The sequence below is a fragment of the Microbacterium sp. HM-570 genome (assembly GCF_054165885.1).
In genome coordinates this window covers 3332864-3348810 of the sequence record NZ_CM135111.1, presented here as the reverse complement: position 1 = coordinate 3348810, position 15947 = coordinate 3332864, and the positions used below count along the sequence as shown (strand labels likewise).

At 66.9% G+C, this 15947-nt stretch carries 17 protein-coding genes; 4 read left to right on the top strand and 13 right to left on the bottom strand.

The window, feature by feature from the left end; translation table 11 throughout:
• Nucleotides 1-2 precede the first annotated feature (2 nt).
• Nucleotides 3-1157 carry a tRNA dihydrouridine synthase DusB gene (dusB, locus tag ACT9TC_RS15980; RefSeq protein ID WP_458041421.1) on the bottom strand — a complete coding sequence of 385 codons (1155 nt, stop codon included), beginning with the start codon at nucleotides 1155-1157 and terminating at the stop codon, nucleotides 3-5.
• 62 nt (nucleotides 1158-1219) lie between these two features.
• Between dusB and ACT9TC_RS15975 the strand changes: the two genes are divergently transcribed.
• A complete protein-coding gene (locus tag ACT9TC_RS15975; RefSeq protein ID WP_458041420.1) occupies nucleotides 1220-1723 on the top strand; it encodes a glutathione peroxidase in 504 nt (167 codons plus the stop codon).
• A gap of 28 nt (nucleotides 1724-1751) precedes the next feature.
• Here the strand turns inward: ACT9TC_RS15975 and ACT9TC_RS15970 are convergent, their stop codons facing one another.
• From ACT9TC_RS15970 to recO, 3 genes are all read right to left on the bottom strand, one after another.
• Nucleotides 1752-2456, bottom strand: coding sequence for a DsbA family oxidoreductase (locus tag ACT9TC_RS15970; RefSeq protein ID WP_458041419.1), 705 nt, complete (start codon nucleotides 2454-2456; stop codon nucleotides 1752-1754).
• A gap of 159 nt (nucleotides 2457-2615) precedes the next feature.
• Nucleotides 2616-3422 carry an isoprenyl transferase gene (locus ACT9TC_RS15965; RefSeq protein ID WP_458041418.1) on the bottom strand — a complete coding sequence of 269 codons (807 nt, stop codon included), beginning with the start codon at nucleotides 3420-3422 and terminating at the stop codon, nucleotides 2616-2618.
• A complete protein-coding gene (gene recO / locus ACT9TC_RS15960; RefSeq protein ID WP_458041417.1) occupies nucleotides 3419-4147 on the bottom strand; it encodes a DNA repair protein RecO in 729 nt (242 codons plus the stop codon). The genes ACT9TC_RS15965 and recO overlap by 4 nt, the downstream gene beginning before the upstream one ends.
• A gap of 106 nt (nucleotides 4148-4253) precedes the next feature.
• Here recO and ACT9TC_RS15955 point away from each other — a divergent pair, with 106 nt between their 5' ends.
• Nucleotides 4254-4922, top strand: coding sequence for a trimeric intracellular cation channel family protein (locus ACT9TC_RS15955; protein WP_458042962.1), 669 nt, complete (start codon nucleotides 4254-4256; stop codon nucleotides 4920-4922).
• Nucleotides 4923-5061: 139 nt separating this feature from the next.
• Here ACT9TC_RS15955 and leuA read toward each other — a convergent pair whose 3' ends face one another.
• Nucleotides 5062-6819 carry a 2-isopropylmalate synthase gene (leuA, locus tag ACT9TC_RS15950; RefSeq protein ID WP_458041416.1) on the bottom strand — a complete coding sequence of 586 codons (1758 nt, stop codon included), beginning with the start codon at nucleotides 6817-6819 and terminating at the stop codon, nucleotides 5062-5064.
• A gap of 177 nt (nucleotides 6820-6996) precedes the next feature.
• Here leuA and ACT9TC_RS15945 point away from each other — a divergent pair, with 177 nt between their 5' ends.
• Entirely contained in the window at nucleotides 6997-7605 is a 609-nt protein-coding gene (locus tag ACT9TC_RS15945; protein WP_458041415.1) for a hypothetical protein, read from the top strand.
• 151 nt (nucleotides 7606-7756) lie between these two features.
• Nucleotides 7757-9163 (top strand): DUF222 domain-containing protein, encoded by a 1407-nt coding sequence (locus ACT9TC_RS15940; RefSeq protein WP_458041414.1) that lies wholly within the window; start codon nucleotides 7757-7759, stop codon nucleotides 9161-9163.
• Between the two features lie 28 nt (nucleotides 9164-9191).
• Here ACT9TC_RS15940 and ACT9TC_RS15935 read toward each other — a convergent pair whose 3' ends face one another.
• The 8 genes from ACT9TC_RS15935 to dnaJ all read right to left on the bottom strand — a co-directional run bounded on the left by ACT9TC_RS15935 (nucleotide 9192) and on the right by dnaJ (nucleotide 15942).
• A complete protein-coding gene (locus ACT9TC_RS15935; protein WP_458041413.1) occupies nucleotides 9192-9578 on the bottom strand; it encodes a bleomycin resistance protein in 387 nt (128 codons plus the stop codon).
• 43 nt (nucleotides 9579-9621) lie between these two features.
• Nucleotides 9622-10554, bottom strand: coding sequence for a GTPase Era (gene era, locus ACT9TC_RS15930; RefSeq protein ID WP_458041412.1), 933 nt, complete (start codon nucleotides 10552-10554; stop codon nucleotides 9622-9624).
• Nucleotides 10547-11905 (bottom strand): hemolysin family protein, encoded by a 1359-nt coding sequence (locus tag ACT9TC_RS15925; RefSeq protein WP_458041411.1) that lies wholly within the window; start codon nucleotides 11903-11905, stop codon nucleotides 10547-10549. The genes era and ACT9TC_RS15925 overlap by 8 nt, the downstream gene beginning before the upstream one ends.
• Nucleotides 11902-12375, bottom strand: a complete 474-nt coding sequence (ybeY, locus tag ACT9TC_RS15920) for an rRNA maturation RNase YbeY (RefSeq protein ID WP_458041410.1) — start codon at nucleotides 12373-12375, stop codon at nucleotides 11902-11904. Before ybeY ends, ACT9TC_RS15925 begins: the two co-directional genes overlap by 4 nt.
• Nucleotides 12372-13475 (bottom strand): PhoH family protein, encoded by a 1104-nt coding sequence (locus tag ACT9TC_RS15915; RefSeq protein ID WP_458041409.1) that lies wholly within the window; start codon nucleotides 13473-13475, stop codon nucleotides 12372-12374. The genes ybeY and ACT9TC_RS15915 overlap by 4 nt, the downstream gene beginning before the upstream one ends.
• On the bottom strand, nucleotides 13468-13761 hold the full coding sequence (locus ACT9TC_RS15910) for an HIT domain-containing protein (protein WP_458042961.1): 294 nt from the start codon (nucleotides 13759-13761) through the stop codon (nucleotides 13468-13470). The genes ACT9TC_RS15915 and ACT9TC_RS15910 overlap by 8 nt, the downstream gene beginning before the upstream one ends.
• A gap of 322 nt (nucleotides 13762-14083) precedes the next feature.
• Entirely contained in the window at nucleotides 14084-14821 is a 738-nt protein-coding gene (locus ACT9TC_RS15905) for a 16S rRNA (uracil(1498)-N(3))-methyltransferase (protein ID WP_458041408.1), read from the bottom strand.
• Nucleotides 14821-15942: a molecular chaperone DnaJ gene (dnaJ, locus tag ACT9TC_RS15900; RefSeq protein ID WP_458041407.1), complete on the bottom strand. Its 1122-nt coding sequence runs from the start codon at nucleotides 15940-15942 to the stop codon at nucleotides 14821-14823. The genes ACT9TC_RS15905 and dnaJ overlap by 1 nt, the downstream gene beginning before the upstream one ends.
• Nucleotides 15943-15947: the final 5 nt, after the last annotated feature.

The following is a 15947-nucleotide window of genomic DNA, read 5'->3' as shown; positions in this document are numbered from 1 at the left end:
CTTTATCCACCACTGTGGTGCAACTCCGCCGCGGCGATCTCCTGGCCCTCGGCCACGTTGACGTCTCGGCTTTCGAGCCAACGGTCGGGCAGCGCCGGGCGCTTGGGGGTTCCGGCCCGGCCGCGCTGGCCTTCGGCCGCTGCCCCGGGGTACGGGGCGTCCAGGGGAAGCTCGGCGAGCAGCTCGTCGATCTCGTCCAGGCTCGACGCGGTCGCGAGGCTCGCGCGCGTCTCACCACCGACGGGATACCCCTTGAAGTACCACGCGACGTGCTTGCGGATGTCTCGGCATCCACGTCCCTCGTCTTCGAAGAACTCGACGAGGAGTTCGGCATGACGGCGGAAGGCGCGAGCTACGAACCCGAGGTTCGCATCAACGGCGGGAGAGTCGGCGCCGAACGCCGCCGCGAGGTCACCGAAGAGCCACGGGCGCCCGAGGCATCCGCGTCCCACGACAACGCCGTCGCATCCGGTCTCGGCCATCATGCGCACGGCGTCTTCGGCAGACCAGATGTCGCCATTGCCGAGCACGGGAACGGTCGTCACGGTCTCTTTGAGCTTCGCGATCGCCGACCAGTCCGCCTGCCCCGAATAGAACTCCGCAGCCGTGCGTGCGTGGAGGGCGATGGATGCGACACCCGCGCCCTCGGCGATGCGACCGGCTTCGAGGTAGGTGAGGTGGTCGTCGTCGATGCCCTTGCGCATCTTGATCGTCAGGGGCACGTCACCGGCAGCCTGGACGGCGCCCTCGACGATGTCGCGGAACAGGCCGAGCTTCCACGGCAGGGCCGCTCCCCCGCCCTTCTTCGTGACCTTGGGCACCGGGCATCCGAAGTTCAGGTCGACGTGATCGGCGTGATCTTCGGCGACGATGATGCGGACCGCCTCGGCGACGGTGGCGGGATCGACGCCGTAGAGCTGGATCGAACGGGGTGTCTCGGACTCGTGGTGCTGGATCAGACGCATGGTCGTCGCGTTGCGCTCGACCAGTGCCCGAGACGTGATCATCTCGCTGACGTACAGGCCGGCGCCGTACTCGCGACACAGGCGCCGGAACGCCGTGTTCGTGATCCCCGCCATCGGCGCAAGCACGACGGGGACATCGAGAGCGAGCGGCCCGATGCGCAACGTCGGCGCGGAAGTAAGGAGGCCGGACATCTCATCATTCTCCCAGACATAACGTGGCCTTCGTCTCGATACGTGGTCGTATCGTGGACAGCATGACGAACGACACCGCTGTGGACATCCGAAAGATCCCTTTCCACACCGCGGACGGGGGCACCGCATCGCTCGCCGACTACGGCGATAAGGTCATCCTCGTCGTCAACGTCGCGTCGAAGTGCGGTCTCGCGCCACAGTACGAACAGCTCGAAGAGCTGCAGCGCACCTATAGTGAGCGCGGCTTCACCGTCCTCGGATTCCCCTGCAACCAGTTCATGGGACAGGAGCCCGGCTCGATAGACGAGATCCTCGACTACTGCGCCGTCAACTGGGGCATCACGTTCCCGATCTTCGACAAGGTCAAGGTGAATGGCGGCGGTGCCGCGCCGATCTACAAGGCGCTGAAGAAGGCCAAGGACTCCGAGGGCGCGCACGGCCCGATCATCTGGAACTTCGAGAAGTTCGTGCTCACGCCCGGCGGCACCGTACACCGCTTCCGTCCGACCGTGAAGCCCGACGACCCGGCCATCGTCTCGGTCATCGAGGCAAATCTGCCCGCCTGACGCGGATTCACGGCAAGCCCTGCGGCGGTCAGACCGCGGCGGGCTCGTTCTCGATCTGCAGGTCACCTTCCGGGGTGTTCCGCTCGGCCCACACCTGGCGGGCGATCTGCGCGAATGCCTCGGCCGGTTGGGCGCCGCTGACGCCGTATTTGCCATCGATCACGAAAAACGGCACCCCGTTGATTCCGTAGGTCTGCGCCTGGGCCTGATCGGCGCGAACATCCGCGAGGTAGCGCTCGGATTCGAGGGCCTCACGCGTCTCGTCCGCGTCGAACCCGACCTCGGCGGCGAGGGCCACGAGGTCATCGATGCGACCCACGTGCTTACCCTCGGTGAAGTACGCAGCCATCAGGCGCTCGGCCATGTCGAGCTGGCGTCCCTTGTACTTGGCGAAGTGCAGGAGTTCGTGGGCCTTGACCGTGTTCGTGTGCTTGAGCAGGTCATAGCGGTAGGCCAGCCCCGATCCGGCGGCGACATCCGTGACCCGACCGATCATCTCGCGTGCCTGCTCGAGCGGCACGCCCTTGTGGTTTGCCAGGTATGAGACCTCGTCACCCTCGAAATCCACCGGAGTATCCGGAGACAGCTCGTACGAGTGATAGGTCACCTCGACGCGGGGGCCGTCGGGATCTGCGGATGCTTCCACCAGTCCGTTCTCGAGATTCCGCTTGCCGATGTAGCACCAGGGGCAAGCGATATCGCTCCACACGTCGATCTTGATGGCATCCGTCATACCGTGCTCAACACCCGCAACATGCCCGCATATTCCCGCCCCCGCATGCTTCGCCACCACATCCCGCTCCCCTGGCACTAAATGTTGCCGGGCGGCGCCCGAGGCAACATCTACTGCCAGGGGAACGGACTCGGCACGGGGTGAGAGAGGGTGGGGGCACTACGGAGCGCCGGGCGTGTCGATCGCGCCACCGAAGCGGCGGTCCCGGTCGAGGTACAGCTCGATGCCCTGCCAGAGATCCGAGCGCGAAAAGTCGGGCCAGAGCGTGTCGAGAAACACGAACTCGGCGTACGCCGACTCCCACAACAGGAAGTTCGACGTTCGCTGCTCTCCGCTCGAGCGGATGAATAGGTCGACATCGGGCATGTCCGGCACATACAGGTGGCGCCGGATCAGCTTCTCGGTGACGGCGGAGGGACGGATGCGTCCGCGCGCGACATCCTCGGCGATCTGCCTCATGGCATCCACGAGTTCGACGCGACCGCCGTAGTTGACGCACATCGTCAGCGTCAGCACGTCGTTGCCCGCTGTGAGCTGCTCGGCATGCTGCAGCTCCTTGATGACCGAACCCCACAGCCGCGGCTTGCGACCCGCCCAACGCACGCGCACGCCCCACTCGTTCAGCTGGTCACGGCGGCGATGCAGGACGTCGCGGTTGAAGCCCATCAGGAAGCGGACCTCATCGGGCGAGCGCGTCCAATTCTCGGTCGAGAAAGCGTAGACCGACAGATGCTTCACGCCCGCCTGGATCGCCCCCGCGACGACGTCGAGCAGTGACGCCTCACCCGCCTTGTGTCCCTCCACCCGCGACAGCCCGCGGCGGTTCGCCCAGCGACCGTTGCCGTCCATCACGATCGCCACGTGCTCGGGGACCGAGCCAGACGGGAACGCCGGCGGGTACACGCCCGTCCAGTCGAGGGGGCGATACGGCACGGCATCCTTATGCGTGTAGGGCTTGGGGCTCATCGAGGTCCTTCGAGATGCGAGAGCGAGCGGATGCCTCGCTCGAGGTGCCACTGCGTGTACGCCGCAACGACACCGGATGCTGCGGCCAGGGCACGTGGGGGCGCGGCGGCCACGACATCCCATTCCCCCGCCATCAGCGCACCGAGCTGGCGGACGGCTTCGGGTCCGATGCGCGCGCTGCCTGGAGGGGCGCAGTCGTTGCAGACGATGCCGCCGAGCTGCGCGACGAAGTAGTCGTTGGGACCGGCCGCACCACAGCGGGCGCACTCACCGAGGCTCGGTGCCCAACCCGAGAGGGCCATGACCCGCAGCAGGTAGGAGTCCAGGACGCTGCGCGACTCGTGCTCACCGCGAGCCAGTGCGCGCAGGCCACCCACGAGCAGCAGGTACTGCTGGGGAGTCGCCTCGGACTCGTTGAGGCGATCGGCGGTCTCGACCATCGCGTTCGCGGCCGTGAAGCGCTCGTAGTGCACGACGATGTCGGCGCCGTACGAGCCCAGGCTCTCGGCCTGCTGGACGATGTCGAGGTTGCGTCCGGCATACAGCTGGACATCCGCGACCATGAACGGCTCGAGCCGTGCCCCGAAGCGTGAGGCCGTGCGCCGTACACCCTTCGCGACCGCGCGGACCTTGCCGTGCCGACGGCTCAGCATCGTGATGATCCGGTCCGCTTCGCCCAGCTTGTGGGTGCGGAGGATCACGACCTCGTCGCGGTAAGTGGGCACCGGTCCATTATCCGGCGGTGCGGCGACACCGGGTCGCGCGGCTCGCCCACGGGTGCCGGTCGAGAGCTGCCGCGGCGGCGAGAATAGACGAGTGGAACCCCATTTCATGATCCCGCTCTGGGCCGACCTCACAGCCGTGGCTTTGGGAGGCGTCCAGGGTGCCCTGTTCGCTTCCGGCTTCCAGGGGCAGCGGCGTTTGGATCTGCTCGGGGTAGCGATCATCGGCATCGTGATCGGCATGGGCGGTGGACTCATCCGTGACCTGCTGCTCGGCCTCCCACCGTCGACGCTCCAGAGCAACTGGTACCTGCTCACGGCCGTCGCGGCTTCGCTGGTCGGGATGCTGCTCGCCGGGCTCTTCCGGCGGGTGAACGGTGTGATCGTCGGGCTCGACGCGATCGTGATCGGACTGTTCGGCGCGTTCGGCACCAGTAAGGCGCTCGCCGTAGGACTGCCGCTCGTGCCCGCGGTTTTCGTCGGCGTGGTCGCGGCGGTCGGAGGCTCGATCCTGCGTGACGTGATCATGGGGCTGCCCGTGGCCGTGATGCACGTCGGTTCGCTGTATGCGGTCGCCGCGGGAGCCGGATGCCTCGTGCTCGCCGTCTCTGCCTCGCTCGGACTCGCGATCGTTCCGGCCGCGATCGCCGGCATCGTAGTGACGGCCGTGATCCGCGTGCTGGCCGTGGTGTTCGATCTGTCGCTGCCGGAACAGCGCATGCTGTATCGCCGCCGCGTCGCGGCCGAGACGGGCGTGCTCCCGATCATCAAGCCCTGAGCGGGTCGCGTCGTTTCGTCTCACCTGCGGCTCGCTCAACGACCGAGGGATGAGCCGGGTCGTTTCGTCTCACCTGCGGCTCGCTCAACGACCGAGAGCTACCGGTCGTTGAGCGAGCGCAGCGAGACGAAACGACCCGTCAGACGACGCCGGCGAGCGCGCGGTCGCGCGTGCGGATCGCGCGGTTCACGCCCGAGACGATCGCCTTGAGGCTCGCCGTCGAGATGTCGCCGTCAATACCGACGCCCCAGAGGCGCTCGCCCTCGACCTGCAGCTCGACGTAGGCCGCGGCCTGAGCATCGCCACCGGCGCTGAGGGCATGCTCGACATAGTCATACACCGTGACCTCGAAACCTCGGGCGCGCACGATATCGAGGAACGCCGCAATCGGGCCGTTGCCATGACCGGATGCCTCGAACCGCTCATCGCTGTCACGGAGCATCACATCGAGCGAGACATCCCCGCTCATGTCGCTCTGTGTGCGCGTCGACAGAAGCTCGAACCGACCCCAGCGGGCGTCCGCCTCGTCGGCCGGTAGGTATTCGTCGCGGAATATCGACCAGATCTGGTCGCTCGACACTTCGCCGCCCTCGGCATCCGTCTTCGCCTGTACGACACCCGAGAACTCGATCTGGAGCTTGCGGGGCAGATCGATCGCGTGGTCGCTCTTCAGCAGGTAGGCCACGCCGCCCTTGCCGGACTGCGAGTTGACGCGGATGACGGCCTCGTACGAGCGGCCGAGGTCTTTCGGGTCGATCGGCAGGTAGGGCACGGCCCACTCGAGCTCGTCGACCGAGACGCCCTCGGCCTGGGCCCGGGCATCCATCGCCTCGAAGCCCTTCTTGATGGCGTCCTGGTGCGATCCGCTGAACGCCGTGAACACCAGGTCGCCCGCCCACGGGCTGCGCTCGGGCACGGGCAGCTGGTTGCAGTATTCGGCGGTGCGCTTGACCTGATCGATGTCGCTGAAGTCGATCTGCGGGTCAACGCCCTGTGTGAACAGGTTGATGCCGAGCGCGACCAGGTCGACGTTGCCGGTGCGCTCACCGTTGCCGAAGAGGCATCCTTCGATGCGGTCCGCACCGGCCAGGTAGCCGAGCTCGGCGGCCGCAATCGCGGTGCCGCGGTCGTTGTGCGGGTGGAGCGAGATGATGACGTTCTCGCGGTGGTTGAGGTTGCGACCCATCCACTCGATCGAGTCGGCGTAGACGTTGGGCGTCGCCATCTCGACTGTGGCGGGCAGGTTCAGGATGACCTTGCGCTCGGGCGTCGGCACGAAGATCTCCATGACCTTGTTGCAGACGTCGGCCGCGAACTCGAGCTCGGTGCCCGTGTAGCTCTCGGGCGAATACTCGTAGTAGACCGCGGTCTCGGGCACCGTCTCTTCGTACTGCTTGCACCAGCGCGCGCCCTGCTGGGCGATGTCGATGATGCCCTGCTTGTCGGTGCGGAACACGACATCGCGCTGCAGGATGCTGGTCGAGTTGTAGAGGTGCACGATCGCCTGCTTGGCGCCCTTGATGGACTCGAACGTGCGCTTGATCAGCTCTTCGCGTGCCTGCGTGAGCACCTGGATCGTGACGTCGTCGGGAATGAGCCCGTCTTCGATCAGCAGGCGGACGAAGTCGAAGTCGGTCTGGCTGGCCGACGGGAAGCCGACCTCGATCTCTTTGTAGCCCATGCCGACGAGCAGTTCGAACATGATCCGCTTGCGTTCGGGGCTCATCGGGTCGATGAGCGCCTGGTTGCCGTCGCGCAGGTCGACGGCGCACCAACGAGGTGCCTGGGTGATCTGCTTGTCGGGCCACGTACGATCGGGCAGCTGCACCGAAATCTGCTCGTGGTAGGGGCGGTACTTGTGTACCGGCATCCCCGAGGTCTTCTGGGTGTTCTCCATGGTGTCGTCGCTTCTGTTTGTGACTTGTGGGGGCCAACGACAAGCTCCGCGACGAGAAAGGCCCTAGATCGAAGCCTCGTCGCGGCGGCTAAGGAGGAGAAGCCCGCGCAAACGCATGGGTCCGATGGTAGCAGGATGTCTCGTGAGACGATCCCGTCCGCCGTGACACTCTCTGGTATGAGCCGTTTCATATCCGCTAGCGCCCTGGCCGCCGCATCCGTTCTTCTGCTCGCTGGCTGCGCGACCGCGTCCCCATCGTCTGGCGATACGGTCGTATGGGGAACACCGTCGCCACCCACGGGCGAGGTGATGACACAGGGCACCGTGATGGACGTCGGGGGCACGGTCGAACTGTGCCTCGGGCCCGTCGCCGAGTCGTACCCGCCGCAGTGCAGCGGCATCCCGGTCGAGGGGTGGTCGTGGGATGGCATCGAGGGGTGGGAGACCTCGGGTGATGTGACCTGGGGTGCCTACGGCGTGCGGGGCACCTACGACGGGTCGTCGTTCGCGGTGACCGCGGAACCGGTGATGTTGGCGCTGTACGACCCGATCGCGCCGGTCGATCCGACGGGTGGCAAGCCGGGCACGGCGAACGAAGCCGAGTTGACGGAAATGCAGGACGCTCTTTCTGACGTGATCGGTGACGACATGCTCGCGTCATACCCCGAGAACGGATGGCTGTGGGTCGACGTCGTCTGGGACGACGGAACCCTGCAGGCCGCGGCCGATGCCAACTACGGCGAGGGCGCCGTCGTCATCCGCTCGGCGTTTCGCGACTTCGACTGAGCCGAGGGTGCGGGGCCGCGGGGTGCTCCGAATGCGCATCCACGGCTCCGGCAGAGTCTTCGAAAAGAACTTTTGCGAACCGGCAAATTTGCCCGTTTGATCCGCGCAAAACCAGGCCTCAATGTCGGTGGCCCTCGCCAGAATAGAGGGTATGGAAGCACTGCTCGATCACCTCGAAGGGGTCATCGAGCAGACGCGCGCCGTTGTGGTCGCGGAGTTGAGCGACGGGCAGATCCGGGCCGCGAACGATGACCAGGTGGTGCGCGTTCTGAGCTTGGCGGCTGAGCTGCAGCGACTCACCGACGCGGTGCTCGTGGAGTCGGTGGGCGAGGTCGTTCGCCGCTCTGCGGGCCCCGATCGTGACCTCAGGCTGACAGCGCGGCGCGGATGCCACGACGTGAGCGAGCTGGTGCAACGGGCGACGCGGATGGGTCCCGCATCCGCTGCCCGTCTGCAGCGCGGGGCCAAGGGTGTCGCGCTGGGTGAGTCGCTGAGCGGCGGGCCTCTTCCGGCGCTTCTGCCGGCCATGCGCTCTGTGTTGTTGGAGGGCGAAGTCGGTCTGGACGGACTCGTCGCGGTGTCCGGGCCGCTCGAGGCGATGAGTCAGCGGGTCCCGCTGGAATCCCTGCGGGTGGCCGACGCCGTGCTCGCTGCCGAGGCGAGCGGCACGGGTCCGGATGGCGCCCCGTCCGCGTGCGCGGATCTACTGCGTGTGCAGGCTCAGGTGTGGGCTGCGGCGCTCGACCAGGACGGCGCCGAACCGAAGGAGCAGCAGGCGGTGCGGATGCGCGGGGTCACCCTCGGCGTCGCGCGCGACGGTGTCGTGCCGCTGCGCGGGAGTCTGCTGCCCGAAGTCGCCGCGCAGTTCCAGCGCATTTGCGATGCCATCAGCTCGCCGCGGGTGGCTGACGGCGTTTCGTTCCACCCCGATAGCGAAGGTGACTCCGGCTTTGCCGACGACCCGCGCACCTCGGCGCAGAAGCGGCACGATGCCCTCGCGACCGCGTTGTCGGTCGCGGCATCCAGTGAGCAGCTCCCCACGATCGGGGGCGCGGCTCCCACGCTCGTCATCTCAGTCCGTGCCGAAGACCTGGCATCCGACACGGGTTGGGCGCACGTCGACGGCATCGACGAGCCGGTGTCGGTCCGCGCCGCCGCCCACGCCGGTTGTGCCGGAGTGATTCAGCGCGTACTGCTCGGCGAGAACGGCCGTATCCAGCGCATCGGCACCGAAGAGCGCGTGTTCAACCGGCACCAGCGTCGGGCGATCGCCCTGCGGGACGGCGGATGCATCATCCCGGGCTGCGGTGTCCGTGCAGCGTGGTGTGAGATCCATCACGTTGTGGACCACGCCGAGGGGGGCCCGACCCATACCGACAACGGTGTGCTGTTGTGCTGGAATCACCACCGGTTCATCGACCACGGCGGATGGAAGATTCGGATGAATCAGGGGGTGCCCGAGGTCATGGCTCCCCCATGGATCGAGCGAAGTCCGCGGTGGCGACCGATCACCACTTCCCGCACACGCCTGCTCGACCTGGTCGGGCGGCGGACGTAGCCGACGTTCCACGGTGGTATTTCCTGAATCAGGTGGCGGCTGGCGCCGGGCTGTGCTGGTTTTCGATGAGATGCAGCTGCGTCCCGTCAGGGTCGACAAGGAATCCCGCTCGCTGCCCCCATCTCTGCTGCCGCACAGGAAGCAGCCGCGGGAAGCCCGCAGGCCTTTCGACCACGCCAGCTCCTTTGATCTGCCCATACAACTCATCGACGTCATCAACGCGCACGCTGCACATGAAGGCACTCTCTTCGGGCATGAGCTCGGGCAAGAGAAAGAACTCCAGGTGAAGCTTCCCGCGGCGCATGATCAGCCATCCATCATCCCGGTAAGCCGGTCTGAATCCGAACCCGCTATAGAACGCGATCGTGCTGTCGAAGTCACGAGACGGCAAATTCGGTACCGCGTGATCGGTCATGTCGCGAGCCTAGCGAGCCGTCGTTCCGTCGTTGCAGCGGACTCTAGAAGCCCAGGCGCCCCAACTGCTTCGGGTCGCGCTGCCATTCCTTCGCCACCCGCACGTGCAGGTGCAGGTACACGCGCGACTTCATCAGCGGCTCGATCTGCGCGCGGGCGCGAGCCCCGACATCCGCGAGCCGTGACCCGCGGTGACCGATGATGATGGCCTTTTGGCTGTCGCGCTCAACGACGAGGTCGGCGTAGACGTCGATCAGGTCTGAATCCTCACGCGGCAGGATGTCCGCGATCGTCACCGCGATCGAGTGCGGCAGCTCATCGCGCACACCCTGCAGTGCCGCCTCGCGGATGATCTCGGCGATCCGATCCTCGGTCGACTCATCCGTCACGACATCCGCGCCATACAGCGCCGGCCCCTCGGGCATGAGCGACAGCAGCTCGTCGGCGAGAACCTCGAGCCCCTCACCCGCCTCGGCGGACAGCGGGATGACAGCGGCCCAGTCCTCGCGCAGCGCATCAACCTCGAGCAAGCGTTCGGTGATCTGCTCGCGGGACGCCGCATCCGTCTTCGTCACCAGCGCGACCTTGCGGGCGCGGCGATACCCGTCGAGCGACTCCGCGATACGGCGGTCGCCCGGCCCGACCTTCTCGGTCGCCGGCACACAGAACGCGATCACATCGACGTCGCCGAGCACCTGATCGACCAGGTGATTGAGGCGCTCGCCGAGCAGCGTCCGCGGCTTGTGAATACCAGGCGTGTCGACGATCACGAGCTGACCAGCAGGACGATTCAGGATGCCCCGGATCGCCCGGCGCGTCGTCTGCGGCTTCTCGCTCGTGATCGCGATCTTCTCGCCGACCAGGGCATTCGTGAGCGTCGACTTGCCAACGTTCGGGCGACCGACGAACGTGACGAAGCCGCTGCGAAGCGATTCCGAACCCGATCCCGTGTCTTCGTGCGAAACCGCATCAGTCACGGGATTCTCCCTTTCGTTTGCGCCCCTCGGACGCGCCGACCTTCTCGATCGGACCAGTGTTCGTCTCCGCCGCGAATGCTTCTTCGGCGGCAATCAGTTCAGCGGAGCGCTCGACGAATACCGTCGCAATACCCCGACCTCGACCGCGCGAGGCGCCGCCGGTCATCACGATGCCATCGTGCGTCGCCTCGGCTCCCGGCAGCGGCACGCGCCCGAGCGCCTTGCCGAGGAGACCGCCGATCGAGTCGACGTCCTCGTCCTCGAGTTCGATGCCGAACAGGTCCCCGACATCATCGAGCGAACTGCGCGCGCTCACCCGGTAGCGCCCCGGGCTCAGCTCGACGATCTCGTTCTGCGGCACGTCGTACTCGTCCGCGATCTCGCCCACGAGCTCTTCGATCAGGTCTTCGAGCGTCACGAGGCCCGCGATTCCGCCGTACTCGTCGACGACGATGCAGACGTGCACGGCGTCGCGCTTCATCTGCTGCAGCAGGGTCTCGGCCATCATCGACTCGGGCACGAAGCTCGCCGGCCGGAGGATCTTGCGGATGCCTTGGGTGCGCCATCCGTCGCCCGCCCCGAAACCTGACTGGACCAGGTCTTTCAGATACAGGATGCCGACGATGTCATCGTCGCTTCCCTCGGTCACGGGGATGCGCGACACACCCGTGCTGAGGAAGAGGCCCATCGCGTCATCCGTGCTTGCCGTCGCGTCGAGCGTGACCATGTCGGTGCGCGGCACCATGACGGAGCGAACGAACGTGTCGGTGAAGTCGAAGACCGAGTGGATGAGTTCGCGGTCCTCGTCCTCGATCAGATCCGCCTCGGCGGCCTCGTCGACCATGCTGAGCAACTGCTGCTCGGACGCGAACGAGACGACCCGTCGACGACCCGGTGTCACGCGATTGCCGAGCGCAACCAGGGCACCAGCGATCGGGCCGAGGATGATCCGAACGAACCGCACGATCGGAGCGAACGCGCGCAGCAGACCCTCGGCGTGCTGGCGCCCCACCGTGCGGGGGCTCGCCCCGACGAGGACGAACGAGGCGCCGGTCATCAGGATCACGGCGGCCAGCATCGCCCACCAGATCGAGTCCAACAGGATCGTGAGCGCGACCGTGACGAAAACGGCGGCCGCGGTCTCGGCCAGGATGCGGATGAACACCACCGCGTTGAGGTGGGCGTCGTTGTCCGCTGAAATCGCGCGTAGCGATCGTCGAGCCCGCGCCGTGAGCGCCCATTCGGCGAGGTCGGCGCGCGACGTGACGCTCAGGGCTGCGTCGAGCGCAGCCATAAGACCCGCAAAGGCGACGAGAAAGAGTGCAGCGAGAAGAAGGAGGAGGGCGGTCATGCGGGTCTGCGGCGCCGCTCACGAACCGAGAAGCCGATGAGCAGATCCCGCTGAAGCGCGAACATCTCGCGCTCTTCTTCGGGCTCGGCGTGATCGAAGCCGAGCAAGTGGAGCAGTCCGTGCGTCGACAACAGCAGCAGTTCGTCCTCGGTCGTATGACCGGCTTCGCGCGCCTGCGTCTCGGCAACCTGCGGGCAGAGCACGATGTCGCCCAGCAGGCCGGGGGGCGTCGGAATGTCTTCCGTGCCGGGGCGCAACTCGTCCATCGGAAAGCTCAGGACATCCGTCGGGCCCGGCTCATCCATCCACTGCACGTGCAGCGCCTCCATCGCGCCCTCGTCGACGAGGATGATCGCGACGTCCGCCTCGGGGCTGACGTGAAGCTCGGCGAGGTTGTACTCCATCAGGCGCAGGAGCTTCGTCTCGTCAACACCCGTGACACCGGACTCGTTGGTGATCTCGATGGTCATGAGCGTCCTCCCTGGCTCTTGCGGTCACGCGGCCCGAGTGGGCGGGTGGAAGATCGACGCTCGGCCCGATTGGCGAACTGCGCCGCCTGCTCGCGCTCGTAGCGCTCGGCCGTCCGCTGCTCGTCGTACTCGGTGTACGCGTCGACGATCTTGCCGACGAGCGTGTGCCGCACGACATCCGCACTGGACAGACGGGCGAAATGGATGTCGTCGATGTCGTCGAGCACCTTGGTGACCAGGCGCAGTCCCGACGATCCGCCCGGCAGGTCGACCTGCGTGATGTCACCTGTCACGACCATGCGCGTGTTGAAGCCGAGGCGCGTCAGGAACATCTTCATCTGCTCGGGCGTGGTGTTCTGGGCCTCGTCGAGCACGACGAACGAGTCGTTGAGCGTGCGGCCGCGCATGTACGCGAGCGGCGCGACCTCGATCGTTCCCGTCGCCATGAGCTTGGGGACGATGTCGGGGTCCATCATTTCGTTCAGCGCGTCGTACAGCGGGCGCAGATACGGGTCGATCTTGTCGTTGAGCGTGCCCGGCAAGAACCCGAGCCGCTCCCCCGCCTCGACCGCGGGACGGGTCAGGATGATGCGACTGACCTCCTTGCGCTGCAGCGCTTGTACGGCCTTTGCCATCGCGAGGTAGGTCTTGCCGGTACCGGCCGGGCCGATGCCGAACGTGATCGTGTTCTCTTCGATCGCGTCGACGTACTCCTTCTGCCCGAGGGTCTTCGGACGGATGATCCGACCGCGCGACGAGAGGATCGCCTCGCCCAGCACATCCGTGGGTCGACGCGCGGGATCGTCGCCGAGCATCCGCGCGGACGACGATACGTCGGCGGGAGCAACGCTGTAGCCCTCGCGAGTCATGGTGAGCAGTTCGTCGACGAGAGTGCGGGCAGCGGCCACGGCATCCCGTGGTCCCGACAGCGTGATCTCGTTGCCGCGGACGTGGACGTCCACATCCGGATGCTCCTTCTCGACCACGCGCAGGAGTCGATCCTGCGGGCCGAGCAGCTGCACCATCGCGACACCGTCGGCCAGGACCCGCTCGTTGACGATCTCTTCGCCCGACGCGGTCTGTTCGGTCGGTTCAGTCACTGACGCTCTTCTCGGAAAGTCCGCCCGCGAGAACGTGGGCGTGTACATGGAAAACGGTCTGGCCTGCCTCGGCCCCGGTGTTGAAGACCAACCGGAAGTCTCCGTCGGAATTCTCCATCGCGAGGGTGTTCGCGACCCCGATCATCTCGGCGAGGAGCTCCGGGTCACCCGCGGCGAGCTCCACGACGTTGCGGTACTTCTCGGTCTTCGGGATCACCAACAGGTGCAGGGGTGCGCGCGGCGCGATGTCTTTGATGGCGAACACGTTCTCGGTCTCGCCCACCATTTCGGAGGGGATGTCGCCGCGCAGGATGCGCGTGAAGATCGAGGGTTCTGTGCTCACCCCTCCAGTCTATCGGCGGGACTGTTGCGCGGTCGGGCGGTGCCGGAGGCGTAAACCTGAAAGGAAATTCACGCGAGATCGTGCCCGGAAACGCCGATCTGGCGCAACCAGGCCCCGATATTCCTTTCAGATTTACATCACGGGGGGGGTCACACGGGTCACTTCGACAGGCTCAGTGACCGAGGGGTCGGGTGGGTCACTTCGGCAGGCTCAGCGACCGAGGGGTCGGGTGGGTCACTTCGGCAGGCTCAGTGACCGAGCGGGGTCACCAGCGGCCGAGGGCCGCGCTCGCTACCGCCAGCGCGGCGGGGCCCGCGGTCGAGGTCCGCAGAACCGTGGCACCGAGCCGCACCAGCACGGCACCGGCCGCGACGAGCACGTCGAGCTCGTCCGGTGCGATCCCACCCTCCGGCCCCACCACCAGCACGATGTCGCGCTCATTCACGGGCTTCAGAAGCTGCGCCGTGAGCGTCGCCTCGGCGGTCGGTTCGAGCACCAGAACGGATGCTTCGGCCGCACGCGCGGCGAGCTGCCTGGTCGAGACGGGGGCCGAGACATCGGGAATCCACGCCCGGTGCGCCTGCTTCGCGGCCTCGCGCGTGATGGCCTCCCACCGCGCCACGCCCTTGTCGAGCTTCGGGCCGGACCACCGCGAAACACTGCGAGACGCCTGCCACGGCACGACCTCGTCGACGCCGAGCTCGGTAGCGGCTTGCACGGCGAGCTCGTCCCGATCGCCCTTCGCCAACGCCTGAACGAGCACGAGACGCGGCGAGGCCTGCGGCTCGACCCGCCGCGCGATCACGCGCACCGCCACCTCTTTCGGGCCGACGTCCTCGCAGATCCCGTCGAGCCACACTCCGCGCCCGTCACCGACCGTGACGGTCTCGCCCGAGCGCACACGCCGCACGACGGCAGCGTGATGAGCCTCGGCACCCGTGAGTCCTAGCAGACTTCCAACCGCAGCATCCGTCGCCTGATCGGCAACGAAATGCAGGGGCATCAGGCGTTCCGGAAGCGGTCGCGGAGCTTCGAGAAGATGCCCTGCTGGAAGTGCGCGAGCTTGGGCGCCGGAGCCTTGGTGCGCTTGCGCAACTCCTCGATCAGGGCCCGTTCCTTGGCATCGAGACGTGTCGGCGTGAGTACCTGCACGCCGACACGGAGGTCGCCGCGCTGCGTGCCGCGAAGGGGCGTGACGCCGCGCCCCTTGATCGTCAGGATATCGCCGGCCTGGATGCCGGGCCGCACCTCGAGCTCAACGGGACCATCAAGCGCCTCGATCGTCGTCGTCGTGCCGAGAACGGCATCCGGCATCGACACCTCGAGGGTCGCGAGCAGGTCGTCGCCCTCGCGGCTGAACACCTCGTGGTGCGACACGGTGACCTCGATGTAGAGATCGCCGTGCGGACCGCCGGCCGGGCCGATCTCGCCCGAGCCCGGCAGCTGCAAGCGCAGTCCGGTCTCGACGCCCGAGGGGATGTCGAGCGAAACCGTACGGCGTGAGCGCACGCGCCCCTGACCCTGGCAGGTCGAGCAGGGGTACGGGATCGTCGTGCCGTAGCCCTGGCAGGTCTGGCACGGTTGGCTCGTCACGACGTTGCCGAGCAGGCTCCGGACGGTGCGCTGCACGTGACCGGACCCACCGCAGATGTCGCAGGTCACCGGCTGGGTTCCGGGCTGGCAGCACGATCCCTGGCAAGTCTCACAGATGACAGCGGTGTCGACCTCGAGGTCGCGATGCACGCCGAAGACGACGTCCGAGAGGTCGAGCGTCACGCGGACGAGCGCATCCTGGCCCCGCTCGCGCCGCGAACGCGGACGCTGCCCGCGACCGCCGCCGCCCTGCGCACCGCCGAAGAAGGTCTCGAAGATGTCGCCGAAGCCACCGAATCCGCCCGCAGCGCCCCCGCCGAACGGGTTGTCGCCGCCGCGGTCGTACTTACTGCGTTCTTCGGCGTTGCTCAGCACGTCGTACGCGTGCGTGACGAGCTTGAAGCGCTCCGCCGCATCCGCTCCCGAATTCACGTCGGGGTGCAGCTCGCGCGCCAAACGCCGGTACGCCTTCTTGATGTCTTCGGTGCTCGCATCGCGCGAGACGCCCAGCACCTCGTAGTGGTCTGCCATGTTGC